This window comes from Tardiphaga sp. 768_D3_N2_1 (assembly GCF_052076105.1).
Lineage (GTDB): Bacteria > Pseudomonadota > Alphaproteobacteria > Rhizobiales > Xanthobacteraceae > Tardiphaga.
The window spans coordinates 1,620,767-1,646,444 of sequence record NZ_CP197245.1; the positions used below are offsets into that span (position 1 = coordinate 1,620,767).

At 61.8% G+C, this 25,678-nt stretch carries 19 protein-coding genes; 11 read left to right on the forward strand and 8 right to left on the reverse strand.

Going from position 1 to position 25,678, the window contains the following annotated elements:
• The first annotated feature begins 2 nt into the window (after positions 1–2).
• Positions 3–491, forward strand: a complete 489-nt coding sequence (locus AB8A27_RS07375; protein WP_441241357.1) for a cytochrome c-type biogenesis protein — start codon at positions 3–5, stop codon at positions 489–491.
• Between the two features lie 157 nt (positions 492–648).
• A complete protein-coding gene (locus AB8A27_RS07380) occupies positions 649–1,992 on the forward strand; it encodes a methyl-accepting chemotaxis protein (RefSeq protein WP_441241358.1) in 1,344 nt (447 codons plus the stop codon).
• Between the two features lie 34 nt (positions 1,993–2,026).
• Here AB8A27_RS07380 and AB8A27_RS07385 read toward each other — a convergent pair whose 3' ends face one another.
• Both AB8A27_RS07385 and AB8A27_RS07390 read right to left on the reverse strand, forming a co-directional pair.
• Positions 2,027–2,713, reverse strand: a complete 687-nt coding sequence (locus AB8A27_RS07385) for a GntR family transcriptional regulator (protein ID WP_441241359.1) — start codon at positions 2,711–2,713, stop codon at positions 2,027–2,029.
• A 6-nt stretch (positions 2,714–2,719) separates the two neighbouring features.
• Positions 2,720–3,619, reverse strand: a complete 900-nt coding sequence (locus AB8A27_RS07390; RefSeq protein WP_441241360.1) for an amidohydrolase family protein — start codon at positions 3,617–3,619, stop codon at positions 2,720–2,722.
• 135 nt (positions 3,620–3,754) lie between these two features.
• Between AB8A27_RS07390 and AB8A27_RS07395 the strand changes: the two genes are divergently transcribed.
• The 4 genes from AB8A27_RS07395 (at position 3,755) to AB8A27_RS07410 (ending at position 7,921) form a co-directional block, all read left to right on the forward strand.
• Complete coding sequence (locus AB8A27_RS07395; protein ID WP_441241361.1) at positions 3,755–4,723, forward strand: Bug family tripartite tricarboxylate transporter substrate binding protein; 969 nt, start codon at positions 3,755–3,757, stop codon at positions 4,721–4,723.
• Between the two features lie 37 nt (positions 4,724–4,760).
• On the forward strand, positions 4,761–5,156 hold the full coding sequence (locus tag AB8A27_RS07400) for a carboxymuconolactone decarboxylase family protein (RefSeq protein WP_441241362.1): 396 nt from the start codon (positions 4,761–4,763) through the stop codon (positions 5,154–5,156).
• A 201-nt stretch (positions 5,157–5,357) separates the two neighbouring features.
• A complete protein-coding gene (locus AB8A27_RS07405) occupies positions 5,358–6,950 on the forward strand; it encodes a Do family serine endopeptidase (protein WP_441241363.1) in 1,593 nt (530 codons plus the stop codon).
• 245 nt (positions 6,951–7,195) lie between these two features.
• Positions 7,196–7,921, forward strand: coding sequence for a response regulator transcription factor (locus AB8A27_RS07410; protein ID WP_092151555.1), 726 nt, complete (start codon positions 7,196–7,198; stop codon positions 7,919–7,921).
• Positions 7,922–7,958: 37 nt separating this feature from the next.
• On the opposite strand, the gene AB8A27_RS07415 is transcribed toward AB8A27_RS07410, so the two are convergent.
• Complete coding sequence (locus AB8A27_RS07415) at positions 7,959–8,699, reverse strand: SDR family oxidoreductase (protein WP_441241364.1); 741 nt, start codon at positions 8,697–8,699, stop codon at positions 7,959–7,961.
• A gap of 249 nt (positions 8,700–8,948) precedes the next feature.
• Between AB8A27_RS07415 and AB8A27_RS07420 the strand changes: the two genes are divergently transcribed.
• From AB8A27_RS07420 to AB8A27_RS07440, 5 genes are all read left to right on the forward strand, one after another.
• On the forward strand, positions 8,949–10,532 hold the full coding sequence (locus AB8A27_RS07420) for a winged helix-turn-helix domain-containing tetratricopeptide repeat protein (protein WP_441244848.1): 1,584 nt from the start codon (positions 8,949–8,951) through the stop codon (positions 10,530–10,532).
• Between the two features lie 142 nt (positions 10,533–10,674).
• A complete protein-coding gene (locus AB8A27_RS07425) occupies positions 10,675–12,135 on the forward strand; it encodes a sensor histidine kinase (RefSeq protein ID WP_441241365.1) in 1,461 nt (486 codons plus the stop codon).
• On the forward strand, positions 12,132–15,095 hold the full coding sequence (locus tag AB8A27_RS07430) for a bifunctional [glutamine synthetase] adenylyltransferase/[glutamine synthetase]-adenylyl-L-tyrosine phosphorylase (protein ID WP_441241366.1): 2,964 nt from the start codon (positions 12,132–12,134) through the stop codon (positions 15,093–15,095). Before AB8A27_RS07425 ends, AB8A27_RS07430 begins: the two co-directional genes overlap by 4 nt.
• A gap of 246 nt (positions 15,096–15,341) precedes the next feature.
• Positions 15,342–16,352: a Vgb family protein gene (locus AB8A27_RS07435; protein ID WP_441241367.1), complete on the forward strand. Its 1,011-nt coding sequence runs from the start codon at positions 15,342–15,344 to the stop codon at positions 16,350–16,352.
• A 320-nt stretch (positions 16,353–16,672) separates the two neighbouring features.
• A complete protein-coding gene (locus AB8A27_RS07440) occupies positions 16,673–18,895 on the forward strand; it encodes a TonB-dependent receptor (RefSeq protein WP_441241368.1) in 2,223 nt (740 codons plus the stop codon).
• Between the two features lie 126 nt (positions 18,896–19,021).
• Here AB8A27_RS07440 and AB8A27_RS07445 read toward each other — a convergent pair whose 3' ends face one another.
• The 5 genes from AB8A27_RS07445 to AB8A27_RS07465 all read right to left on the reverse strand — a co-directional run bounded on the left by AB8A27_RS07445 (position 19,022) and on the right by AB8A27_RS07465 (position 25,591).
• Positions 19,022–19,993: a Bug family tripartite tricarboxylate transporter substrate binding protein gene (locus tag AB8A27_RS07445; protein ID WP_441241369.1), complete on the reverse strand. Its 972-nt coding sequence runs from the start codon at positions 19,991–19,993 to the stop codon at positions 19,022–19,024.
• Between the two features lie 267 nt (positions 19,994–20,260).
• Positions 20,261–22,585, reverse strand: a complete 2,325-nt coding sequence (locus AB8A27_RS07450; RefSeq protein ID WP_441241370.1) for a PAS domain-containing sensor histidine kinase — start codon at positions 22,583–22,585, stop codon at positions 20,261–20,263.
• 246 nt (positions 22,586–22,831) lie between these two features.
• Complete coding sequence (locus tag AB8A27_RS07455) at positions 22,832–23,800, reverse strand: zinc-binding dehydrogenase (RefSeq protein ID WP_441241371.1); 969 nt, start codon at positions 23,798–23,800, stop codon at positions 22,832–22,834.
• 20 nt (positions 23,801–23,820) lie between these two features.
• Positions 23,821–24,816, reverse strand: a complete 996-nt coding sequence (locus AB8A27_RS07460; protein ID WP_441241372.1) for an NAD(P)H-dependent flavin oxidoreductase — start codon at positions 24,814–24,816, stop codon at positions 23,821–23,823.
• Between the two features lie 343 nt (positions 24,817–25,159).
• Positions 25,160–25,591, reverse strand: a complete 432-nt coding sequence (locus AB8A27_RS07465; protein WP_441241373.1) for a CBS domain-containing protein — start codon at positions 25,589–25,591, stop codon at positions 25,160–25,162.
• Positions 25,592–25,678 lie beyond the last annotated feature (87 nt).

Genomic DNA, 25,678 nt, shown 5'->3' on the forward strand with positions numbered 1-25,678 from the left:
ACGTGACACGCATTGTCGCAAGCCTCATGGCCGTCATGTTCCTGCTCGCTGCGCCGCTCGCGCATGCGGTGCAGCCCGACGAAATCATGAAGGACCCGGCGCAGGAAGGCCGCGCGCGCAACCTGTCGAAGGAACTGCGCTGCATGGTCTGCCAGAACCAGTCCATCGACGATTCCGATGCACCGCTGGCGCGCGACCTGCGTCTCCTGGTGCGCGAGCGCATTGCCACCGGCGAAAGCGACAAGCAGGTGCTGGATTTCCTGGTGGCGCGCTATGGCGAATTCGTGCTGCTCAAGCCGCGGCTCAACCTGCACACGCTGCTGCTGTGGCTGCTGACGCCGCTGGTGCTGATCGGCGGTGGTTTCGCCTTGTGGTGGCATAATCGGCGCCGGGGCAGGACAGCAGGCGATGATGATGCCGTGACGAAACTCACAGCCGAGGAAGAAGCGCGGATCGAGCGGCTTCTGCAGGCGCAGGACAAGTCGAACTGACCTCTATCTTTGCGCCGTCTTGCAGACCTCCCGCGTCATGCGCGGCGCTGTGCGGTTGATTTATATCAACGCATCTTTTGCGTGTGATTTCATGAGTTCTTGACGATTTTCTGGGACGTTCGCGGTCGCTTCAACTGTCACCTGCGTGGGCGATCCGATGTTCTCCGACAGCAATCTTACGATCCGTTTTCTGGTGGTCTCCGTCGCCGCCGCGTTGCTGATCTTGCTGGCGATCGGTGGTGGAACGGGCTTCGTCGCGGTGCTCTATCTCAATAACGAGATTACACGGCTGTCGGCGCTGTTCGGCGCATTGAGCGGCGAAAGCCATGCCAAAGCGATGCAGATTTATTATCAGGCGCAGGCCGCATTCTCCTATTTCCTGATGGCCTGTGCGGCGATCGGCGTGCTGGCCTCGATCGTCTGCGTGACGACCTATTTCATGGTGCGCAACGGAATCATGGGGCCACTCGCGGCGATCGTGCATGCCATGCGTGAGGTAGCTGATCAGAAGTATGAGACCTTTATCCCGGGCTCTGGAAAGTCGAACGAGGTGGGCTTGCTGGCTGCTGCGCTCGACGTGTTCAAGACGAACGGGATGGAGCGCCAACGTCTGACTGCGCAGGAATTGCAGGACGCGAAATACAAGGGTGAGCGGGCCGCCTATCTGGACGAGAAGATCCAGCGTTTCAATGCGCAGGTAACCAACGTCGTCAACAATGTCGCGCTATCGGCGACTTCTCTGCAGGGTAATGCCGAGTCCTTGTCGCAGGCCGCAAATGACACGACCTCGAAAGCGAATGCCGTCGCCGAGGCCGCCGGCCAGGCCAGCAGCAGCGTACAGACCGTCGCCAGCTCGACGGAGGAAATGACCACGTCGATCGGCACTATCAGCCGGCGCGTGACCGATGCCACGCATCGGGCGGAGGGCGTGGCAGAGCAGGCACGCAGGAGCCGCGACACCATCCACACGCTGTCAGAGGCGGCCGACAAAATCGGCGCGGTCGTGCAACTGGTCCAGGCGATCGCTTCACAGACCAACCTGCTTGCGCTCAACGCCACCATCGAGGCGGCGCGGGCCGGGGAGGCCGGCAAGGGCTTCGCGGTGGTCGCGTCGGAGGTGAAGAGCCTGGCGCATCAGACCAGCAAGGCCACGGAGGAAATCTCCCAGCAGGTTGCCAGCATCCAGGGCATCACCAGCGAGACGCGCGGTGCGATCGACGGCATTTCCAACACCATCGCCGAGATCAGCCAGATCATGACCGGCATCGAGGTCGATACGGCGCAGCAGCGCAACGCGACGCAGGACATCGCCAGGAGCGTGCAGGATGCTGCGCGCGGAACGCTCGATGTCTCGAACCACATCGTGCAGATCTCGTCGACCTCATCCGAGACCGGGCGCATGGCAAGCAACGCACGCGACGCCGCCGTCGATCTGTCGCGGCAGGCCGAGACCTTGAAGCACGAGGTAGACGGCTTCATCGCCAGCGTGAAGGCGATGTGACGCAGGAGTTCGCCCGGCTCGCCGCCGGGCCATGCTAGCCAGATGGCAGCACGGCCTGGATGTTGCGGCCGGTGCGTTCAATGTGCTCCTTCAAGATCCGCGTTGCATCGCGCGTGCGGCGTTCGATCATCGCATGGGCCATCGCCGCGTGTTCTGCAGGCACGTCGCGATCGGGCTTGTGCTTCTTCAGGAAAATCCGGCGATAGCGATCGCTCTGATCGTGCAGCGTCGCGCAGAACTGCCGCAGCAACGGCATCTGGCATGCCGAGATCAGCTCCGCATGGAAGGCGCGATGCGCGACCTCCCAGGCTTCCTGTTCGGCGGCCGAGCGTGAGCCGCGCTTGCAGCGGCTCAGCTGATGCAGCGCGCCGAGCACGCGTCCTTCCCAGGCGACATCGCCGTGTTCGATGGCTTCCTTGACGGCGAGACCTTCGAGTTCGACGCGCAGGCGGATGATCTCCGTCAGATTTTCAGCCGAGACCGGCGTGACCCGATAGCCGCGCTGGTCGATCAAGGCGACGAGGCCGTCATTCTCCAGGCGACACAGCGCTTCGCGCAGCGGGCTGAGGCTGACGCCGAAGGCCGTACGCAGGCGATCAAGATTGAGTTTGCTGCCCGGCAGCAGTTCGCCGCGCATGATCGAGTCGCGTAAGCGGGCGACCAGCGTGGTGGACAAGGTGGTCGGGATCGCGCCGGCCGTGGTGGTGCGTGCGGTGCTCATGATGGCCTATCCGATGCTCTCGAAACCGTAAAGCGAAGCCGGATTGTCCACCAGTGCCAATTGCTGCGTTTTGGAATCCGGCAGCCAGAGCGGGATGAGATCGACCAGGTCGCCATCGTTCGGCATCGCAACCGGGCAGATCGGATGTGGCCAGTTGCTGCCCCAGAGGATGCGGTCGGGACGCGCTTCGACCACGCGCGCGATCATCGGCAGCATGTCGCGATGCGGATAGGGCTCTGCAGAGAGGCGATACAGGCTGGCGAGCTTGATCCAGCAGCGGTCGGTGTCCAGCAGCCGCAGCAAGGTCCGGAACGGTTCGGAGTTGACGCCTGCCGCGGCGCTGATCCGGGCGAGGTGATCCAGCACGAACGGACTGCGGACCTGCATCAATTGTGGGGCGACATCGACGAGCTCGTTCGCTTTGTTGAAGTGCAGCACGAGATGCCAGCCGAAATCGAAGGTCTCGTCCGCGAGGCCTTGCAGATGTGCGAAAGATGCGCCGCCGCTGACGACGGTGGACATCCGGCAGCCGCGCATGCCGCGAAGGTGCATGTCTTCCAGTTCCTGCCGTGGCAGGCCCGACGGAATCACGGCAACCCCGCGCAGCCGTCGCGGATTGAGGTCGAGGGCCGCGAGGGTCGCACTGTTGTCGGTGCCATGCGCGCCGCCATGCACGATGATGGCGCGGTCGATCCCGAGCGTTTCGTGAAGCTGCATCAGGTCGTCATAGGTACAGTCTTCGGGCGTGTAGCTGCGCTGTTCGCTGAACGGAAATTCGGCCTGCGGGCCGAAGACGTGGACATGGGTATCGCAGGCACCACGCGGCATCACGAAAGCCGGACGCTTCGGATGGCGATCGGGGCCGGGGCAGGGCTTCGGCGAGGCGCCAGGCGAATGCGAACTCATGGCGACAACTCCTCCAAATAAGCGTTCTTCGTTCGTTGAAAATAAACGGTGGCAATCAGTCGATTTGACGACAGCCTTAAGTAGTGCCAACATAAAATCGACGAAGCAAGAAAAATCGATTATTTGGAGGTTCGCATGCGGCACGTGGTTTCTGCACTGGTGGCTCTGGTCATGGTTTCGCTGGTCGGCCAGGCCGCCCATGCAGGGTTTCCCGAACGCGGCATCAAGATCGTGGTGCCGTTTCCGGCCGGCGGATCGAACGATGTCGTTGCCCGCTTGCTCGGCACCAAGCTGCAGGAGCTCTGGGGACAGACGGTGGTGATCGACAACCGTGCCGGCGGCGGCGGAAACATTGGCGCGGATGCTATCGCGCGCTCACCCGCTGATGGCTATACGTTGCTGCTGACAGCGCCCGGACCGCTCGCGGTCAATCAATCGCTCTACGCGCAACTCTCCTTCAATCCCGCGCAGGATTTCACGCCGGTGGCGTTGATCGCATCGGTTCCGATCGTGCTCGCAGTCAATCCGGGTGTGAAGGCGACGACAGTGGCCGAACTGATCGCGCTCGCCAAGGCGTCGCCGGGCAAACTCAATTTCGGCTCGTCCGGTCTCGGATCAACCAATCATCTGGCGGGCGAGTTGCTGAAGGCGCGCGCCGGCATCGATATCATCCACGTGCCCTATCGCGGCGCGGCACCGGCGATGAATGATCTGATCGCCGGCCAGATCCCGATGATGTTCGACAACATGCCGGCCATTCGTCCGCAGGTTCAGGGCGGCACAATCCGCGCGATTGCGGTGGCTGGCGCAGCGCGCTCGCCTCTGTTCCCGGAGCTGCCGACCATGGCGGAGGCGGGCGTCGCGAATTTCGAGGCGTCGTCATGGTTTGGCCTCGTGGCGCCGGCCAAGATGCCGCCCGATGTGACGAAGGTGCTGATCGACGGGGTGACCAAGGTGCTGAAAGACCCCGACATGGTGAAGCGTCTCGCCGATGTCGGCGCCGAGCCCGGCACGTTGTCCGGGGATGCGTTCGCCGCGTTTCTGCGTACCGAGTCCGAAAAGTGGGGGCAGGTGGTCAAGACGTCGGGTGCCAAGGTCGAGTAGGACGTTGCGACACGATCGATTTGAAAACGGGAATCATATGACGAAGAAAAGTGCTGAACTCGACGAGTTGAAATCACGCTACGAGGCCATGATTGGCTTCACGCCGCCGAAGATCGCCAAGCGACTGGAACTCGGCATGCGCGTCGATCCCGATCTGGTGACGGCGCTGGAAGACTGGCGGATTGCGGCGCTGACGCCGACTGCGCTGGACCAGAAGACCGTGCAATTGATGTCGTTCGCGATCCTGCTGGTACAGACGTCCGAAGCTGCTGCCAATCACGCAAAGGCTGCGATCAAGGCCGGCGCCACGCTTGAGGAACTGCACGCAAGTGCCGGTATCGCTGCACTGTTCCGCGGCGTTGCAGCCTTCAACATGGCCGGGGAGATCCTTGCCGGTCTGTTTCCGGAGGCGGGTCAAAAGACCAGCGGCTGATTCCGCCGCTGCACCTGCTGATATCGGGGTGATTCAGGCGCGTTCTTCCCTGCGTCACCCCGCCACACCTGCATTCCTCACTGCATCCCGCAGATTACCAAACCTTAATTCCCCTGCCAGCCCGCGGTAAGGTGGGAACCTCCATCTTCAGATCACACAAGGCGCCTTGCCCCCTGCGCCGTTGCTCTGGAGATTTTCTCGATGTCCGACCGCCCCAACGATTTTTCCGAACTGCCGTCCTACAAGGCGTCCCGCCGCTCGCTGTTCTCTGCGCGCAAATTTGCGCTGATGGCGTCGGTCGTTGCCGGCCTTGGTGTTGCCGCTTATGGCCTGTCGCCCTCCAATGACCCGATCAATATCTTCACCACCACTGCGCATGCGCAGGTTGACAAGTCGGTGAAGTCGCAGGCCGCACAGCCGGTCGGCTTTGCCGACATCGTCGAGCGCGTGAAGCCGTCGGTGATCTCGGTCAAGGTCAACATGAAGGAGAAGGTCGCATCGAAGGATGACGACAATAACGGCGACTCGCCGTTCCAGCCGGGCTCCCCGATGGAGCGCTTCTTCAAGCGCTTCGGCCAGGACGGCATGCCGCCGGGCATGCGCGGTGGTCCGCGTGGCGGCCGTGGCGTCGTGAGCGGTCAGGGCTCGGGTTTCTTCATCTCGGCTGACGGTTTCGCTGTGACCAACAATCACGTGGTCGATGGCGCCGACAAGGTTGAGGTCAATACCGATGACGGCAAGACCTATTCAGCCAAAGTGATCGGCACCGATCCGCGTACCGATCTGGCGCTGATCAAGGTCGAGGGCCGCACCGATTTTCCATTCGCCAAGCTTGCTGAAGGCAAGCCGCGGATCGGCGACTGGGTGCTGGCAGTCGGCAATCCGTTCGGCCTCGGCGGCACCGTGACCGCAGGTATCGTTTCGGCCTCGGGCCGCGACATCGGCAGCGGTCCCTATGACGATTTCATCCAGATCGATGCGCCCGTGAACAAGGGCAATTCGGGTGGTCCGGCTTTCGACACCTCGGGTGAGGTGATGGGCGTCAATACCGCGATCTATTCGCCGTCCGGCGGCAGCGTCGGTATCGCGTTCTCGATCCCGGCGTCGACGGTGAAGCAGGTCGTTGCGCAGCTGAAGGACAAGGGTTCGGTCTCGCGTGGCTGGATCGGCGTGCAGATTCAGCCGGTGACCCAGGACATCGCCGATAGTCTCGGCCTGAAGAAGGCGGAAGGCGCACTTGTCGCCGAGCCGCAGGCGGACGGCCCGGCAGCCAAGGCCGGCATCAAGTCGGGTGACGTCATCACCGCGGTGAATGGCACGCCGGTCAAGGATGCACGCGAACTCGCCCGCACCATTGGCGGCTTCGCGCCGGGCAACACGGTGAAGATCAACGTGCTGCACAAGGGTGAGGACAAGGTTCTGTCCATGACTCTCGGCCAGTTGCCGAACACGGTGGAGGCGAAGGCCGACATCGACGGCGGTGACAAGGGATCGTCGTCGCGCGGTACCGATGTGCCGAAGCTCGGCCTCACGGTCTCGCCCGCGAGCAGTGTCGCCGGTGCCGGCAAGGACGGTGTCGTCGTGACTGGCGTCGACCCGAAGAGCGCCGCTGCCGAGCGTGGCTTCAAGGAAGGCGACGTCATTCTCGAAGTCGCCGGCAAGAGCGTGACCAATCCCGGCGATGTGCGCGAGGCGATTGTCGCCGCGCACAACGACAACAAGAACAGCGTGCTGATCAGGGTTCGCTCGAACGGTTCCTCGAAGTTCGTGGCCGTTCCTCTCGCCAAGAGCTGATAACGGCTGATCACCGCACATGAACGGAGAGTGTCGCCGGCATAGTCGCCCCCGCTGACGGCTCTTTCCAGGGGGCGAGCCACAAACTCGCTCCCACTGCTTCCTTTCGATGGAAAACAGCCCCCTTCCGTTGAAAGGCTAATGGGCGGTGAAGTTTCCCCCAGCTTCACCGCCTATTCTTCTTTCTGCCCCAAAGGATAACCGGCGGGCATCCCGCCGCCTTGCATGAAAGCCCGGTGCGCGCCATGGTGACCGAGACTCACAAGATCCACAGCGAATCCGATCCCCAGATGCGTCTGCTCATCATCGAAGACGACCGCGAATCCGCCGACTATCTGGTCAAGGCTTTCCGTGAGGTCGGCCATGTCGCCGATCACGCCAGCGATGGCGAGGAAGGTTTCGCGCTTGCCGATTCCGGCGATTACGACGTGCTGGTGGTCGACCGCATGTTGCCGAAGCGTGATGGACTTTCCGTCATCGGCGGTCTGCGCGACAAGGGTAACCGGACGCCGGCACTGATCCTGTCAGCGCTGGGCCAGGTCGACGACCGCATCAAGGGCCTGCGCGCCGGCGGCGACGATTATCTGCCGAAGCCTTATTCATTCGCCGAGCTGCTCGCGCGCGTCGAAGTACTGTCGCGCCGCCAGGGCGGTCCCGCCGAAGAGACGACCTATCGCGTCGGCGATCTCGAACTCGACCGGCTGTCCCACGGCGTGACGCGCGGCGGCCAGGAACTGATCCTGCAGCCCCGCGAATTCCGGCTGCTCGAATATCTCATGAAACATGCCGGGCAGGTGGTCACCCGCACCATGCTGCTGGAAAACGTCTGGGATTATCACTTCGATCCGCAAACCAACGTGATCGATGTCCATATCTCGCGCCTGCGCTCGAAGATCGACAAGGGTTTTGACCGTCCGCTGCTGCACACCATTCGTGGCGCCGGCTATATGGTCCGCGACGGCATGAAGTAAGCGGCGAGGGCGTTTCGTCCCCGCCGCCTTGACGGGATCAGCCCTTGAGCCAGTCGTCGAGACCGATCGCTCCGATGCGCGCGTTGGCATCGGGCGTCAGGGAGCGATCATTGATCGGCGTGCCGAAGTAACCGACATGAATGTCGGCGATGACCTGGCGTGGGTCCTGCTTTGCCGTCAGATATTTGCGCCCGAGTGCGTCGATCGGGAGCGGATCGGGCCCGGCCACCTCGACGACGCCGTTCACTGGCGCGCCCAGGGCCACGTCCACCATGGCGGCTGCCACGTCCGCGGATGCGATGGGCTGGATCAGAGCCGGCGCCAGACGGACCACGTCGCCGTCTATGCCGCCTTGCACGATGGCAGGGATGAATTCGAAGAACTGCGTCGCCCGCAGGATCGTGTAAGGCATTCCGGACGCCTTGATGAGATCCTCCTGGACCAGCTTGGCACGGAAGTAGCCGCTGGCCTGAAGGCGCTCGGTCCCGACCACGGACAGGGCCAGATGATGCTGGACGCCTGCGGCTTTTCCCGCCGCGAGCAGGTTACGGCTGGATGTCTGGAAGAATTCCATCACCGGCTCGTCCTCGAATGATGGCGAATTCGCCACGTCGATGACGATGTTTGTCCCGGACATGGCCTCGGCCAGTCCTTCCCGCGTCAGGGTGTTGACGCCCGTCGACGGCGAGGCGGCGAAGACCTTGTGGCCCAGCTTCCTCAAGCCGCTTACGACCTGCGTACCGATGAGGCCGCTACCTCCGATGACGACGATTTTCATGATATTTCCTCCCTTTCACACGGTGATGATCGTGTAGGCGGACCATGCGCTGCGGTGCACAGGAAGACTTTGCCGCAACCTTCGTTTTCTCTTGAGTTTCGCTTGGATGTTCGTTCAGAAGAGGGCAGCTGGCACGTCACCGCCGATGACGCGCGACGGGCCAGCTTGTGGGGTCGATTCTGTTGCCTCCTGAAGGCCTTGGCGGTTCATTGCCGCCGGCCGAAAACGCAGGCAATCATGGAGCGCCGAGTGCCGTATCTGTTCGCAGGCTATGCCCTCGATCCCAACCGCAGAGAGCTGTCGCATGGCAGCGACAAGGTGGCGATTACGCCGCAGGCTTTCGACCTGCTGCTGCATCTGGTGCAGAACCGCGACCACGTCGTCAGCAAGGATGCCCTTCTCGATGCCGTGTGGGCGGGACGGATCGTCTCTGAGTCGACGCTGGCCAGTCACATCAATGCGGTACGCAAGGCGCTGGGCGATAGCGGCGATGAACAGCGGCTGCTGAAGACCGTGGCGCGCAAGGGCTTTCGTTTCGTCGGCGATGTGACCGAGACTGCAATGCCCGTGCGGCCTGACGCGGCGGTTGCCGATCACGCCACATCGACGGCGAACCGGGACGCTGCGCTGCCGCTGCCCGACCGGCCGTCGATCGCAGTTCTGCCATTCCTCAATCTGAGCGGTGATCCGCAGCAGGATTATTTCGTCGATGGCATGGTCGAGGATATCATCCTCGCGCTGTCGCGACTTCGCTGGCTGTTCGTCATCGCCCGCAATTCCAGTTTCACCTATAGAGGCCGTGCCGTGGACGTCCGCCAGATCGGGCGCGAACTTGGCGTGCGCTATGTGCTGGAAGGCAGCGTGCGCCGCGTGGCGAATCGCGTGCGCATCACCGGGCAGCTCGTCGATACCACCACGGGCATGCACCTGTGGGGCGAGCGCTTCGAGAGTGTCGTTGATGACATCTTCGATCTGCAGGACCAGATCACGGAAAGCGTCGTGGGCGCCATCGCGCCGCAGCTTGAATTTGCGGAAATCGAACGCGCCAAGCGGAAGCCGACCGAAAGCCTCGACGCCTATGATTACTACTTGCGCGGACTGGCGAATTTTCATCTGTCGACGCGCGATGGGATCGATACGGCATTGGCGAATTTCTACAAAGCCATCGAGCTCGATCCCGACTTCGCTGCGGCCTATGGGATGGCCGCGGGATGTTTCTACTGGCGCAAGATGAACCGCTGGCTCGGCAATCGCGTCGTCGATGGCCAGGAAGCAGCGCGGCTTGCCGAGCGCGCTGTGACGCTTGGCAAGAACGATGCGGTGGCGCTGACGCGCGGCGGTCATGCCTGGCCGCATTTCGGCGGCGACCTCCATAGCTGCGTCGCTTACGTCGATCGTGCGCTGGTGCTCAATCCCAATCTCTCGACGATCTGGTACCTCGGCGGCTATCAACGCGTTTCGCTCGGCGAGCATGACGAGGCCATCGCCTATTTTTCACGCGCCATGCGGCTCAGTCCGCTCGATCCCGAGACATTCCAGATGCATACGGGAATCGCGATGTCACATCTCTATTCGCGACGCTTTGATGCTGCGCTCGATTGCCTGCGGGAGGCGTCGCGCGAGGTGCCGAACATTCTGCGTGTCGCCGCATTCCAGGCGGCCGCGCATGCTCTGGGTGGCCGAATGGAAGAGGCGCGTGAGGCGATGGGCCATGTGCGCCGGCTCGATCCCACATTGCGGCTCAGCAATATTGACGACTGGTTGCTGGTGCGGCGACCGCAGGACTTCGCACTTGCATCGGAAGGCCTGCGAAAAGCCGGTCTTCCGGAATGAACCTGGCTGAAAGACAAAATTCCTGCAGCGCAGCGACATTACCAACATCTCATATTCCCGCCCTGTTTGTTACAGCTTGCGCCTGCTAGAACAGGGGATGAATTCCAGAACCTTCCATTTCCGCACGTCCCGAGCGTGACCCGTGACGGCTATCGGTAAACTGTTTCGCACGACGGCTTTCCGGCTGACGCTGGCCTATCTGCTGCTGTTCGCGCTGTTTGCAGCATCGCTGCTCGGCTATTTCGCCTGGAATACGCACCGGCTGATCAACGATCAGATTACGACCACGGTCAATGACGAGATGACCGAGCTGAGCGATCTGTTCGGGCGGCGCGGCCTGCGCGGCATCGTTTTTGCGATTGAGAACCGGGCGCTGCGGCCTGGCGCCAACCTGTATCTGATCACGACGCCTGCGGGCCAATCCGTCGCCGGCAATGTGTCCTCACTGGCGCCCGGCGTGATGGCGACCACGGGATGGTCCGAGACCGGCTATCGCCGGCTCGACGATCCCGACTCGTCGAACCATCGCGCGCTGGTGAAGGTGACGCAATTGAGCAGCGGCTTCAGGTTGCTGATCGGGCATGATCTCGAAGAACGCCGACGCCTGTTCGACATCGTCGGCGACGCCGCAAAGTGGTCGGTGCTGATCGTCGTCGTCCTTGGACTGGGCGGAGGCATCTTCGTCGCCAGCCGCGTGCTGCGGCGGATCGACGCGATGACCGGCACCACCCAGCGCATCATGGCAGGTGATCTCTCCGGCCGTCTGCCGGTCGGACGCAGCGGCGACGAACTCGACCGTCTCGCGGAAAATCTCAATGCCATGCTGGAGCGCATTGAAGCGCTGATGACAGGGCTGAAGGAAGTCTCGGACAACATCGCCCATGACCTCAAGACGCCGCTCACGCGGCTGCGCAATCGGGCTGAGGAGGCGCTGGCGCGATCCAGCAACGAGGCCGAATATCGCGCGGCGCTGGAACGCACCATCGAGGAATCCGATGGCCTGATCCGGACTTTCAATGCGCTGCTGATGATCGCACGTGCTGAATCAGGGCAGGCGCGCGGCAATATGGACAATTTCGATGCCGCCGAGGTCGCCGAGGGCATCCACGAGCTCTATGAGCCGCTGGCCGAAGACAGCGATCTCACGCTGACCGTCAAGACCACGGCTGCGCCGCTGCGCGGCAATCGCGAACTGATCAGCCAGGCGCTCGCCAATCTCGTCGAAAACGCCATCAAATATGGCAAACCTGCGATCACGGACGAGAATGCCGATAGCGCGGACGCTGCGGCTGCCAAGGACATCGTGATCGAGGCGCGGCGCGAGGGCGATCAGGTGCTGCTCAGCGTGTCCGATCATGGTCCAGGCATTCCCGAAGCCGATCGGAAACATGCGGTGGAGCGCTTCGTGCGGCTGGAAGCGAGCCGCACATTGCCCGGTTCCGGCCTCGGTCTCAGTCTTGCATCTGCCGTGGCCACGCTGCATGGCGGCGAATTGGTGCTTGGCGACAATCACCCGGGATTGCGGGTCACGCTGGCGTTGCCGGCGGGGGCCGCCGAAGGCCTTGCGGGTCAAACGGGGAATGTGCCACAGAAGTCGGCATGACCTCAGCCGCAACAGGCGAGGGCCAGCTCCCGCTGGCCGCGCAATTCGTCAGCGGACCGCAGCTGTTCGCCCCCGCCGATGCCGAGCAGCGCTTCGGCGAATGGCTCGCCGATCTCGCGCCGGACGATGCCGCCGCATTTCGCGCGATCACCGACCAGTATCCGCATGCCAGGGCGATCCTGCTCGGCATTGCCGAGGCGTCCCCCTATCTGTTCGATCTGATCCGTGCCGATGCCGCACGTGCATTGCGGCTGCTGCATTGCGATCCTCAACAGCATCTGGCCACTCTGATCGCCGAGACCTCGGCGAATGTCGCTGCCGCCGGCGGCGATCTCGATGTCATGCATCTGCTGCGACGCATGAAATCCGAAGCGGCCTTGTTGATCGCGCTGTGCGACATCGGTGGCGTCTGGCCGGTGATGCGCGTCACGCGGGCTCTGACCGATCTCGCTGTGTCCTCCGTCCGAACGACATTGCGCTATCTGCTGCGCCAGGACGCAGCACGCAAGCGCATCCTGCCGCCCGACCCCGATAATCCGGAGCAGGGCAGCGGCCTGATCGTGCTGGCCATGGGCAAGATGGGCGCCGGTGAGCTGAACTATTCCAGCGACATCGATCTGATCGTGTTCTTCGACCTCGAGGCCCACACGCTGGCCGAGGATATCGAACCGAATTCATTCTTCGTGCGCATTGCGCAGGGCGTGTCGCGGCTGCTGCAGCAGCGCACCGGCGACGGTTATGTGTTCCGCGTCGATCTGCGACTGCGGCCCGATCCCGCTTCGACGCCGGTCGCCGTGTCGACGGCGTCGGCGCTGTATTACTATGAGCGCGAAGGCCGCACCTGGGAGCGCGCGGCGATGATCAAGGCGATGCCTTGTGCCGGCGATCTCAAGGCCGGCGAGGCCTTGCTGGCCGAGATCGCGCCGTTCGTCTGGCGCAAGCATCTGGATTTCGCCGCGCTTGCCGATGTCCATGACATGAAACGGCAGATGCAGACGTTTCGTGGGCAGAACGAAATCTCCGTCGAAGGCCACAATGTCAAGGTGGGGCGTGGCGGCATTCGCGAGATCGAGTTCTTCGCGCAGACGCAGCAATTGATTGCCGGCGGGCGTCATCCCGAATTGCGCGTGCGGCCGACGCTGGAGGCGCTGAACGTTCTCGCTGCCAGCAACTGGATCACCGTCGAGGCGCGCGACGAGCTCACGCTCGCCTATGATTTCCTGCGCCGCGTCGAACATCGGCTGCAGATGATTGCCGACGAGCAGACCCATGCGCTGCCCGATGACGTTGGCGCGATGGAGCGCTTTGCGCGTTTCTTCGGCTATGACAGCCGCGAGGCCTTTGCCAGCGATCTCCTGGTGCACCTCAATTGCGTGCAAGGGCATTATGGCCGCCTGTTTGAAGGCGATCCCACCGACAATGTCCATCTTCCGGCCATCGACTACAAAGCGGGGGCAACGGACCAGCGGCTTCTCGAACATTTCTCCAAGCTCGGATTCCGCAAGCCCGCCATGGTGGCGGAGACGGTGCAGCACTGGATGACGGATGACTACCGCGCGCTCAAATATGAGGGCACGCGTCAGGCATTCATGGAATTCGTGCCTTCGCTGATCGTCGGGCTGGCCGATGCCGAAGAGCCGGATCTGGCGGTGGTCGCGTTTGATCGCTTTCTGCAGGCGTTGCAACGCGGCGGCAGGCTGATCTCGCTGCTCAGCCAGAACCGCGACCTGGTCGCGTTGGTGGCGCTTGTGCTCGGCGCGGCGCCGCGTCTGGGCGACATGCTGGCGCGGCAGCCGCAGATCATGGACGGCCTCATCGATCCGCGTTTCTTCGGCGCCATGCCGGACCAGCGCGAGCTGTCCACGCGCCTTGCAGCGACGCTCGAAGACGCCAATTCCTATGAGGAGTTTCTCGATCGTCTGAGGCTGTTCGGGCAGGAGAGCCTGTTCCTGATCGGCACGCGCATCCTGTCGGGCACGGTGTCGGCGCAGCAGGCCGGAATTGCGTTCGCCGACGTCGCCGAAGGCATCGCGCATACGCTGCATGGGCTCGTCCTCGATCAGTTCGTCGCGCAACACGGCCGCATCAAGGACCAGCAGACGGCAATCGTGGCCATGGGCAAGCTGGGCAGCCGCGAGATGACGGCGGCGTCCGATCTCGATCTGATCCTGATCTATGACTTCGATCACGATGCGCCGGATTCCGACGGGCCGCGTTCGCTGCATGGCGCGCAGTATTTCGCGCGGCTGACGCAGCGCCTGATCAGCGCCTTCACCACGCGCACCAATTATGGCGTGCTTTACGAGGTCGATATGCGGCTTCGCCCGTCGGGCCGTGCAGGCCCGCTGGCGTCGCGCATCGACTCCTTCGCTGAATATCAGGAGACCGAGGCCTGGACCTGGGAGCATATGGCGCTGACGCGCGCGCGGGTGATTTCGGCGACGCCTGCGTTCCGAGAGAAGATCGAACTGGTCATCCGCGACGTGCTGACGCGTCCGCGCGACACCACGATCATTGCCAATGACGTTGCCGAGATGCGTCAGGCCATCGCCGAAGAAAAGGGCGAGGACGATATCTGGGATCTGAAACATGCCGCGGGCGGCATGGTCGATATCGAATTCATCGCGCAATATCTGCAGCTGGCGCATGCTGCAGAGAAGCCCGAAATCCTCAGCGTCAGCACCCAGCAGGTGCTGGAGAATGCGGCGCGGCTGGGCGTTCTGCCGGCATCCGCCATCGACGTGCTGCGCCCGGCGGTGCGGCTCTATCACGACCTCACGCAGGTGCTGCGGCTATGCGTGAGCGACAAGTTCAAGCCGGAGACGGCAGGCACGGACCTGTTGCGGATGCTCGCACGCGTGAGCAACGAGCCGGACTTCTCGTCGCTGCAAGCACGCGTCCGCGAGACGCAGGCTGACGTGCGCCAGGTGTTTCTCTCGGTGGTCGAAGGCCAGAAGTAGAGGCGCGGCCTTCGCGGTGCATTGACGCGAGTTGTGTGTGACCGGCTGCATATGATCTCGCGTGAACGGCTGGATAGATTCTAAACCCGCCGCATTGTGACCGCACCCCGACGTCCTGTAGGTCCGCGTCTCGTTTGCCGCTGAAATGCGGCTCGCGATGTTGCAGTAGCCTGCGCCCGAATGTCGCAGCGCCGGCGATGTCGTCATGCATCAGCACTGAAATGAAATAGCCGATATGGAGTCGACATGCAGGTTCTAGGCTTCCGCGCCGCTACCGTTGCTTTTGCCTTGATCACTGCATTTGTTCCGACCGGGACGAAGGCGGATGAAATCTCCCTGATCGAGACATCACTTCCCGGAGAAGGGCAGCGCCCGCAAGCGATCGTCGTCGGCCCCGATGGAAATTTGTGGGTGACGGAAGTTATCAAGCACCAGATTTTTCGGGTTATGCCGAACGGTGAGATGAGTTCCTTTCGCGTTCCGGGCGATCAGGTTGGCGTTATTCAGGGGATCACCTCTGGCCCTGACGGCAATCTTTGGTTCACGTCACGCGAAGAGAACGCCATTCGCCGGATTTCAACCAAAGGGGAATTCAACGGGACATTCGTGATCCCCTCACAGGCCACGACTCCCACGAAATACAACAAGGGATCATGGCCGCGCGGCATTACGGTTGGTCCGGATGGCCAGATCTGGTTTGCGGAAATGGCGGCGAACAAGATCGGCCGCGTGACGCTGACCGGTGAATTCTCGGAGTTCGTAATCCCGACCGAGAATGCCGAAGCTTATGGTGTGATGACAGGTCCGGATCAGAATTTGTGGTTCACGGAAAGCGGGGCCGGGAAGATCGGACGGCTCGACGTCAAGACCGGAAAGATCACCGAATTTCCGCTCGGCAATTCGAAGTCCCGCCCGCGGGACATCACGGTTGGGCCCGATGGGCATCTGTGGTTTTCGCTGAATGGCTCCGATCACATCGGCAGAATTTCCATGGCTGGCGAGATCAAGGAATTTCCATTGCCGGCAGAAACGCGCCCCATAGGTATCGCCGCGGGAGCTGATGGCAATGTCTGGTTCACTGCTTTCAAATCTCACAAGATCGGCCGCATCACGCCGGCAGGTGACGTTTCGTTCTTCGATCTAAAGACGGAGAACGCGCAGCCTTTCGGCATGACGAAAGGGCCGAATGGCGTGGTCTGGTTCACGTCTCAGGCCAATCAGGTTGGACACGTTCACATCACATCAAAGCGCCAGTGATAATCGTGACTGTGCGCCGAGAGGCGCGCGATCGCTTTACTATCCAATCTGACAATTTGCAGGGCTCTGAAGTAAAACAGCGTCCTGCAGAATTTTCCGCCTGTGTCAAATCGTGTGCGCGCGGCAGCGAGTTGCATGCGGCGTTCCGCGTATGAAGCGGCGTGAAGCATTAGATAGAATCTAGACGCGCCGCATTGTGACCGCACCATGTCATCCTGTAGGCCCCATTGAGTTAGTCGACAGAAGTCGGCGATGTTTTTGGGGCGACTGATTCAATGACGCGCAGAACTACACTTCACAAAAAGACTCTTCTAGCTGCAGTGAGCGCATTTGCGTTGTTGCTTGATGCAGGCGAAACGGTCGTCGCGCAGACCTCGCAAGCGCTGCCCGCCGTTGAAGTGCACGCGCCGACGCCACGTGCGGTACGTCGTGTCACGCCGCGCCGAAATGCCGCAGTCACGCCGCGGGCAACGCCTCGGCCTGTGGAACGCCGCACGCCGACGACACCGCCTACCGGGATGATTGGATCGCTGCCGGCGGCCTATGCCGGTGGCCAGGTTGCGTCCGGCAGCCAGGTCGGTCTGCTTGGCAATCGGAGCGTGATGGACACGCCGTTCAACCAAACCAGCTACACTGCACAGACGATCCAGGATCAGCAGGCGCGCAAGCTCGACGACGTGTTCGCGAACGATCCGTCGGTGCGTGTCACCGTGCCGCGTCTCAGCGGTTTCGATCAGGTGAACATCCGCGGCTTCAGCGTCTCCAGCACGGGATATGGGATCAACGGTCTCTACGGCATTGCTTCGGCATTCTCGCTGTCGTCTCTCGCTGCGATCGAACGGGTCGAGGTGCTGAAGGGGCCGTCTGCGCTGCTCAACGGCATGCCGCCGAGCGGCGGCGGTGTCGGAGGCAATGTCAATCTCGTGACCAAGCGTGCGGGCGATGTGCCGTTCGCAGAGATCACCAATACCTATTCGTCGCGATCGCAGTTCGGGACGCATCTGGACGTCGGTCAGAGATTCGGCGAGTTCAAGGAATTCGGCGTTCGCTTCAACGGAAGCTACAAGGACGGCAACACCGAGCTGGCCAATCAGAGCCAGGAAGTCGGCAACGCTTTCCTTGGGTTGGACTATCGCGGCGAGCGCGTGCGGCTGTCCGCGGACATAGGTTATGAGAACAACAATGCCACGGCGATGACGCGTTTCGTCGATCTCGGTAGTCTTCCGGCCGTTCCGACACCGCCAGACGGGCGCGCGAACTACATGCCAGCATGGGGATTCTGGAATTCGGAATCGCGCTATGCGCTGGTTCAGGGTGAAGTGGATATCACCGAAAATCTCACGGCCTATGCGCAGGCAGGCATCGGGAAGAGCAACACGAAATATCTCTATTCCGATATACGGCTCACGAGCCTCAACGGTAATTTCAGTGGTTCGCCAAGGCGCAACAATCAGGAACACGAGAGGACCGCCGCCCAAGGCGGTTTCCGCGCCAATGTCGATACCGGGCCAGTCAACCACGCCATCAATTTCAATGTGTCGGCATCAGATGCTGACACCGGCATCTATAACGACACCGGCACAAGTTTTACCTCAAACCTGTACAACCCCCGTCCATCTCCCGTGCCGAATGTGCCGGTGCGTGCACCCAACACGACCGGAACATTCAATCTTTCAAGCTTCGGCGTGGCCGATACCATGTCGGTCTGGAACGGACGTATCCAGCTGACGGTCGGCGTCCGGCACCAATATGTGGAATCGGAATCGTTCGATATGCGGACCGCCGCAAGGACCGGTGGTTACGACGCTTCGGCGACGACACCTGCCTATGCACTCGTGATCAAGCCGCTGGAGAATGTCTCGGTCTACGCGAACTATATCGAGGCGCTGGAGGCAGGAATAATTGTCAGCGATATCTACGCGAATGGCGGACAGGTGTTGCCGCCCTATCGCACGAAGCAGCACGAAATGGGCGTCAAGGTCGATTGGGGACGCATCACGACGACCGTCAGCGCCTTCGATATCGTGCGACCGATTCAGTTGGTGGACCGCTCGACGACGCCTCCCACTTTGACGCAAGGCGGTGAAAGCCGAAATCGCGGCGTCGAGATCAACGCGTTCGGCGAGGTGACTGAAGGTATGCGTTTGCTCGGTGGCGTCATGTTCCTCGATGCGCGCCAGCAGCGGACTGAGAACGGCACCTATGATGGCAAACGCACCTTCAATGTTCCCGACACCCAGTTCAATCTGGGCGGTGAACTGGATGTGCCTTTCATCCCCGGGCTCACTTTGACGGGCCGTGCGATCTATACAGGGTCATACTGGACGGACCAGGCCAACACGGTCTATGGCCCGAGCTGGACTCGTTACGATGCCGGAGCGCGCTACACGTTCGCATCGCCGTGGAATGCCAAGCCGGTGGTCGTGCGCTTCTCGGTCGAAAACCTGCTCGATACCAACTATTGGCAGGCCTCGACCAACGAGGGTTATATCATCCTCGGTGCGCCTCGGACTTACATGGTCTCGACGACGTTCAACTTCTGATATCGCCGATCGTCTGCCCACGAGATCAATCTGATGCGCGGCCGCTGTGATATCTCATGGCGGCCGCAACGTTTCTTGAGCGCGCGCATTCACCCGATCAGGTGTGGGTGGCGTTTCGCGACGCGGTTATTGCTGTTCCGGCTTGACTTTGCCGACCTCGACGACCGTCTTCCAGCGGACGAGTTCTTTTTCCAGGAAGCTCTGAAATTCCGCGCTCGTATTGGCCACGACCTCGAAGCCGCTGTCGGTGAGTCGCTTCTTGAGATCGGGCGAGGTGAGGGCGGTGGTGATCGATGTCTCGAGCTTGGTCTTCACATCGGCGGGAAGGCCCTTGGGCGCGACGAAGGCCTGCCAGGAATAGATATTGAGATCGTTGACGCCGACTTCCTTCATCGTTGGCGTTTGCGGAAATGAATCGGAGCGCGTGTCACTGGTAACGGCCAGGATTTTCATCTTGCCGCCTCGGATGTAGTTGGCGACTGCGCCGAGATTCTGGAAGGAGACGTCGACATGCCCACCCATCAGGTCCGTATGGGCCTGCGAGCCGCCCTTATAGGGCGTGTGGATACCGGTGGTCCCCGTCTTCTGCCAGAACAACACGGCCGTCAGATGGTCGGACGAGCCCACGCCCGATGAGGCGAAGGTGACCTTGTCCGGATTCTTCTTGAGATAGTCGATGAGTTCCTGGACGGTATTGGCCGGGAAATCGGGGCGCGTGATCAGCACATTGGGATTGCGCACAGCGACACTGAGCAGATCGAAATTCTGGAGCGGGTGATAGCCTGGGTCCTTGTAGAGTACCGGATTGATCGCGATGACCCCGATCGAGCCGACCATCAGCGTATAGCCATCGGGTTTTGAGCGCGCGAGTTGCGTTGCGCCAATGGAGCCGTTGGCGCCGGGTTTGTTCTCGATGATGAAGGACTGTCCGAAGCTTTCCTGCATCTTCTGCGTCGTCATGCGCGCTGTCGTATCGCTTGCTCCGCCGGCCGTGAAAGGCACGATCACCGTGACGGATTTCGATGGATAGTCTTGCGCGATGGCCATGCCCGGCATTGTCAGACAGAATGCCGCCGCGGCGAGATGGCTGAATTTCATCGTCGTTTCCTCCACTGGAATGCTTTTGTTGATTGAACAGGCGACAATCTCCGTGTCGCTCTTGTCTGGACGGCTCATCCATGTGCTGACGAACAGTGTAGTTCGTGGGTTCAGGAACTCCCCTTCAGACGGCCGTATCGACGCGCCAATATAGCGACCTGCAACCCTTAGTATAGGTATGGGCGGGGAGCCTCCCAAGCGGCCATTTGACGCTTGGGCATCATGCCATGGGCGTGGTTCGCCCGGTCAGGCGGGAAGCATCGACGCCTAGGCGGCCTCGGAGATTTCCGCCGGCCTGTGTCTGCCGCGGAGCGGGATGGTGACACAGACCACGGTGCCGGTGCCGAGCTTGGAGCGCAGCTTCATCGATCCGCCATGCAGGTTGGTCAGCGATTTGGCGATGGCGAGACCGAGGCCCGAGCCGTGATAGGTCTTGGCGAGCTGGCTCTCGACCTGTTCGAACGGGCGTCCCAGACGCTTCAGCGAATGCGGGGCGATACCGATGCCGCTATCGGCGATCATCAGTCCGACGGAGTCGCGCAGCACGCGGCTGCGCACGGTGACGCGGCCGCCATCGGGGGTGAACTTCACTGCATTCGAGAGCAGATTGACCAGGATCTGCTTGATGGCGCGGCGGTCGGCCACCACCGGTGCATCAGCCGCGATGTCGGCGCTGAGCGTCAGATTCTTGTCGTTGGCGCGGCCGGAGACGACACGCAGCGCTTCGGACAGCGTCTGTCCGAGATCGAGCGGCTCAAGATCCAGCTTCATGCGACCTGCTTCGATCTTCGACATATCCAGAATGTCATTGATGACTTCGAGCAGATAGTGACCGCTGGTGAGAATGTCGTGGCAGTATTCGGCATATTTGTCGGAGCCGAGATTGCCGAACATGCCGCTGCCCATGATCTCGGAGAAGCCGATAATGGCATTCAGCGGCGTGCGCAGTTCGTGGCTCATATTGGCCAGGAATTTCGACTTGGTCTGGTTGGCTTCCTCGGCGCGGTTCTTCTCGTCGGAATATTTCTGCGCGAGGTCGGCGAGTTCGAGCGCCTGTTTCTCCAGCGCGGCCTGGGAGTGCTTGAGATCGATGACGCTGGCGCGAAGGCGCAGATCGTTGTCGACGAGCTTCTGCTCGTGCTCCTTGATACGGGTGATGTCGGTACCGACGGAGACGTAGCCGCCGTCCTTGGTGCGACGCTCGCTGATATGCAGCCAGTTGCCGTTCTCGATCTGCGCCTCGAAGGTGCGCGCGCCAGGGGCCGCAGCGCCGGCTTCGGCGAGACGCGAGCGGACCTCTGGCATGCTGCCGACCTCGAGTACCGTCTCGTAGGACGTCCCGGGCGATACGGCCGAGTCCGGCAGCTTGTGCAGGCGCTGGAAGTGCGAATTGCAGAGCACCAGGCGATCCTCGGCATCCCACAGCACGAAGGCTTCGGGAATGGTCTCGATCGCGTCGCGCAGCCGAACGTCGGCCTCGACGGTCTTCTCGGCAAGGCTCTTCTGCTCGGTGACGTCGATGGCAATGCCGATCAGGTGCTGGCTGCCGTCGCCCTGGCCCTGGGCCAGTTCGCAGCGCAGCTGGAGCCAGATCCAGTGGCCGTTGCTGTGCTGCATCCGGAAGGTCTGATCGATGTGATCGATCTTGAACGAAATCAACTGATCGGCGATCTCGAACAGGTTGATGTCGTCGGACTGTACCAGCGCGTTGACTTCGCCGAAGGTCAGGAGGTCGCTGCGGCTGTCGAGGCCGAGCATGGTGAACATCGACTGCGACCAGAAGATGCGGCCGCGCGACAGATCCCAGTCCCACAATCCGCAGCGGCCGCGATTGAGGGCGGTGTCGATGCGGCCACGCACGGCGTCGTTGATGGCGTCGCCTTCGCGGGCGCGGGTCGATTGCCAGTGGAACGCAAAGCCGAGGATCAGCACCACGAAGCCGGTGGTGGCCGAGAGCGTGATCGACAGCGCGGAGTCCGAGCGCCAGATCGGCTCGTTGTTCTCCTGAATGACGACCACCTGACCCGGCAGCGCCTTGACGATACGACGGGTGGCCAATGCGTGGCTGTTGTCGGGCAGCTTCACATCGACGACATCAGTACGTTGACCCTGCGCAGCCATGGCTTGCGTCGCGCTGAGGACATCAAGGATGCGATTGGCGTCGCCCGGCGGCAGATCGATCGGCACGCGCGCGAGAATGCTCTGATCGGCGCCGAGCACGATGACGTGGCGTGCCCCAGCGATCCCCCAGGACGGAATCAGGCTGGGCAGCAGGCTCTGCAGGCGCTCGACGGCAGCAGAACGATCCTGACGGATCGTGCCATTGCGCTCGAGACGCTCGGCGAGCAGATCCGCGAGCGCTGCGAGATCGCGCTTCATCGATGCCTGCTTCTGCCGGCTTTGATCGACCACCTGCACGAAGGCGCCGAAGAAGATCGTGATGAGAAAAGCGATGATGAGTGTAGGGACGGCTCGGCGAAGTGCCGGCTCTGCGATCAGCAGCCTGTGATAGGCCGGCTTCGCGATAGATTGCGCCAATCCTTTGATTGAATCGGATTGGACGCATGCGTTGTCCGCATGCGCACGCGCCATACCTAGCCCCCTCGAAGAATCTCGCCCCGCGTCGCTCGAAACAACTGCCCCGCCACTTCGAATCGCAAGACCAATAAGAATCCACTTTGCCGGGGCTGTCGAGAGTCAACGAAACGTTAACGTGAATTTATTTGTATCCACCGGAGAGTTTCGTCGTTGTTCTGCACTTGCGTGAGTCCGAAACAGGAACGCCGCGCATGAGAATCATGCGCGGCGCATTGATGTCGAAGACTCGCAGGGCGCGCGTTAGAGCGTCACCACGATCTTGCCGAGATGTTTATTGGCTTCCATGTGGTCGAACGCTGTTCCGATGTTGTCGAATGCGTAGACCTTGTCGATCGGCAGCTTCAGTTGGCCGGCTTCGACGGCGGGCCAGATATCCGCACGCACCGCGCTGAAGATGTCGCGGATCTCCTGCATCGAGCGCGTGCGGAAAGTGACGCCGATATAGTTGATGCGGCGCGCGGCATGGAGATCGAAATTGAAATCGCCATGCGTGCCGCCGAGCCGGCCGACATTGACGATACGTCCCATCACCTTCGTGGCTTTCAGGTTCTGATTGGCGACGGGGCCCGAGATCTGGTCAACGATCAGGTCGACGCCGTCACCGCCCGTGGCCTTTAGCACCTGATCGACCCAGCCGGCATCTTTGGAATCGATGGCGAGGTCGGCGCCGAAGTCTTTCAGGCGGGCACGACGTGCGGCGTCAGTGGATGAACCGATCACCGTCTTTGCGCCCTTGAGCCTGGCGATCTGCAGCGCCATCAGGCCGACGCCGGAGCTGGCGCCCTGGATCAGCACCGATTGGCCGAGCTGCAGTCCGCCATTCGTCACCAGCGCATTGTGCATCGTGGTGATGGCGACGGGCAGGGTGCATGCATCCTCGAAACTCATGCCGGCCGGCATGTGGAACAGTCGGCCGTGATCGGTGACGGCGAATTCGGCAAAGGCCGCACCACCGGAACCCATCACGCGGTCCCCGACCTTGACGCCCTTGGCCTCAGGGCCAAGCTCGGCGATCTCACCGGCCCATTCCATTCCCAGCACCGTGCCGACGCCTCCGGCAGCGCCGTGGACATGGCCTTTGGTCATGCCGAGGTCGGCGCGGTTGAGGCCGCAGGCCTTCACCTTGACCAGCACCTGCGTGCCGGTGGGCGAGGGCTTCGGGACATCACCGATCGCAGCGCCATTGGCGCCGTAGACATAAGCTTTCATGGCTCTGCTTTCCGTTCTGTCTATTCAGCGGCCTGACGCTGGCCGCCACCAAGCATGGCTTCGAGGCGCGCGCGAATGATCGTCTCGGCGTCGTGCATGATGCGCGAGACGAGCTCCTGGCAGCTCGGGATGTCGTGGATCAGGCCCTGGACCTGACCCGCCGACCAGATGCCGTCTTCGGCGTCGCCGTGCGAATAGACCAGCTTGCCGCGGGCACCGGCGACGAGCTCCTTGATCTGCTCGAAAGTGGCGCCTTCCTTCTCCATGGCGACGACCTGCCGGCTGACCGCATTCTTGGCGACGCGCGAGGTGTTGCGCATGGTGCGGAAGATCAGGTCGGTCTCGCGTTCGTCATTGGCGACGATGCGTTCCTTCACCAGCTGATGGATCGGGCTTTCCTTGGTGCACATGAAGCGTGTGCCCATATTGATGCCTTCGGCACCGAGTGCCAGCGCGGCCACGAGACCGCGGCCGTCGCCGAAGCCGCCCGAGGCGATCATCGGGATCTTGATCTTGTCGGCTGCGGCCGGGATCAGGATCAGGCCGGGGGTGTCGTCCTCACCGGGATGTCCGGCGCATTCGAAGCCGTCGATCGAGATCGCGTCGACACCCATGCGCTCGGCGGAGAGGCCGTGGCGAACGCTGGTGCATTTATGGATCACCTTGATGCCGTGCTTCTTGAATTCGGTGACGTGTTCCTGTGGCTTGTTGCCGGCCGTCTCGACCACCTTGATGCCGGCTTCGATGATGGCCTGGCGATATTCCGCATAGGGCGGCGGCTTGATGGTCGGCAGAATCGTGAGATTCACGCCGAATGGCTTGTCAGTCATGTCGCGGCAGCGCGCGATTTCCTTGATGAGGTCTTCCGGCGTCGGCTGGGTTAGTGCGGTGATCAGGCCAAGCGCGCCGGCATTGGCCACGGCGGCGACGAGCTCGGCGCGGCCGACCCACTGCATGCCGCCCTGAACGATCGGGTGTTCCACACCCACGAGCTCGGTGAAGCGCGTCTTGATCATGATTGGTCCTCTGTTCCCTCGCAGGCGCATCGGGTGGGCCCGATGAAGCTTGTTGATCTTTCGGGGGCGGAGGATGCCGTTGCGAAGCGGGCTTGTCCATCAGACAGCCGGCGGTACGCCATGCGGATTCAGCGGGGCGGGGCGTCTAATTCCTATTGGTGGAATTCGTTATGCAGCGCGCCGATCCCGTCGATGACCGATGGCGCCAGCGCCGTAGATGCAGATCTTCATGAGATGTCACCAAGGCAAAGAGCGCTGACAAGGCAAAAGAACTGGCACCACGGACTGCTGGCGGTCCGTGTCGTTATGGGTCCGAAACGCGAAGCGAGTTTGAGTTGAGGTGTCAGGCGACCGCGGCATGTGCTTGCGGCACATCTTCATGGTCGAGCGCTCTGCTGATGTCGCGGATGCTGATCACGCCGATCAGCGTGTAATCGTCGATGACCGGGACATGTCGAATATGATGCCTGTTCATCAGGTGTCGCACATGTTCGAGCGTGTCGGTTGAGCGACAGGAGATGAGCTCCTGCACCGAGATCATATCCGAGACTTTGCGATTGACGCCGGCAGCACCGTGTTCGGCGATCGCGCGAACCACATCGCGTTCCGAAAACATGCCGACTGCGGTGTTGCCTTCGGTGCGGCACACGTCCTTCACGACCAGCGCGCTGATATTGCCAGTCCGGAGCAACTGCGCCGCGATGGCGACAGTCTCGTTCATGCGGACAGTGGCGATACGGGTGCTCTTCCTACGCAGGATATCTCCGACTTGCATGGCAACCTCCCTTGGCTGATCGGCTGAGGATCAATCTTACGGGTGCAAGATTGGTATACGGTATGCCAGTTGTCAACGCAGAAACGA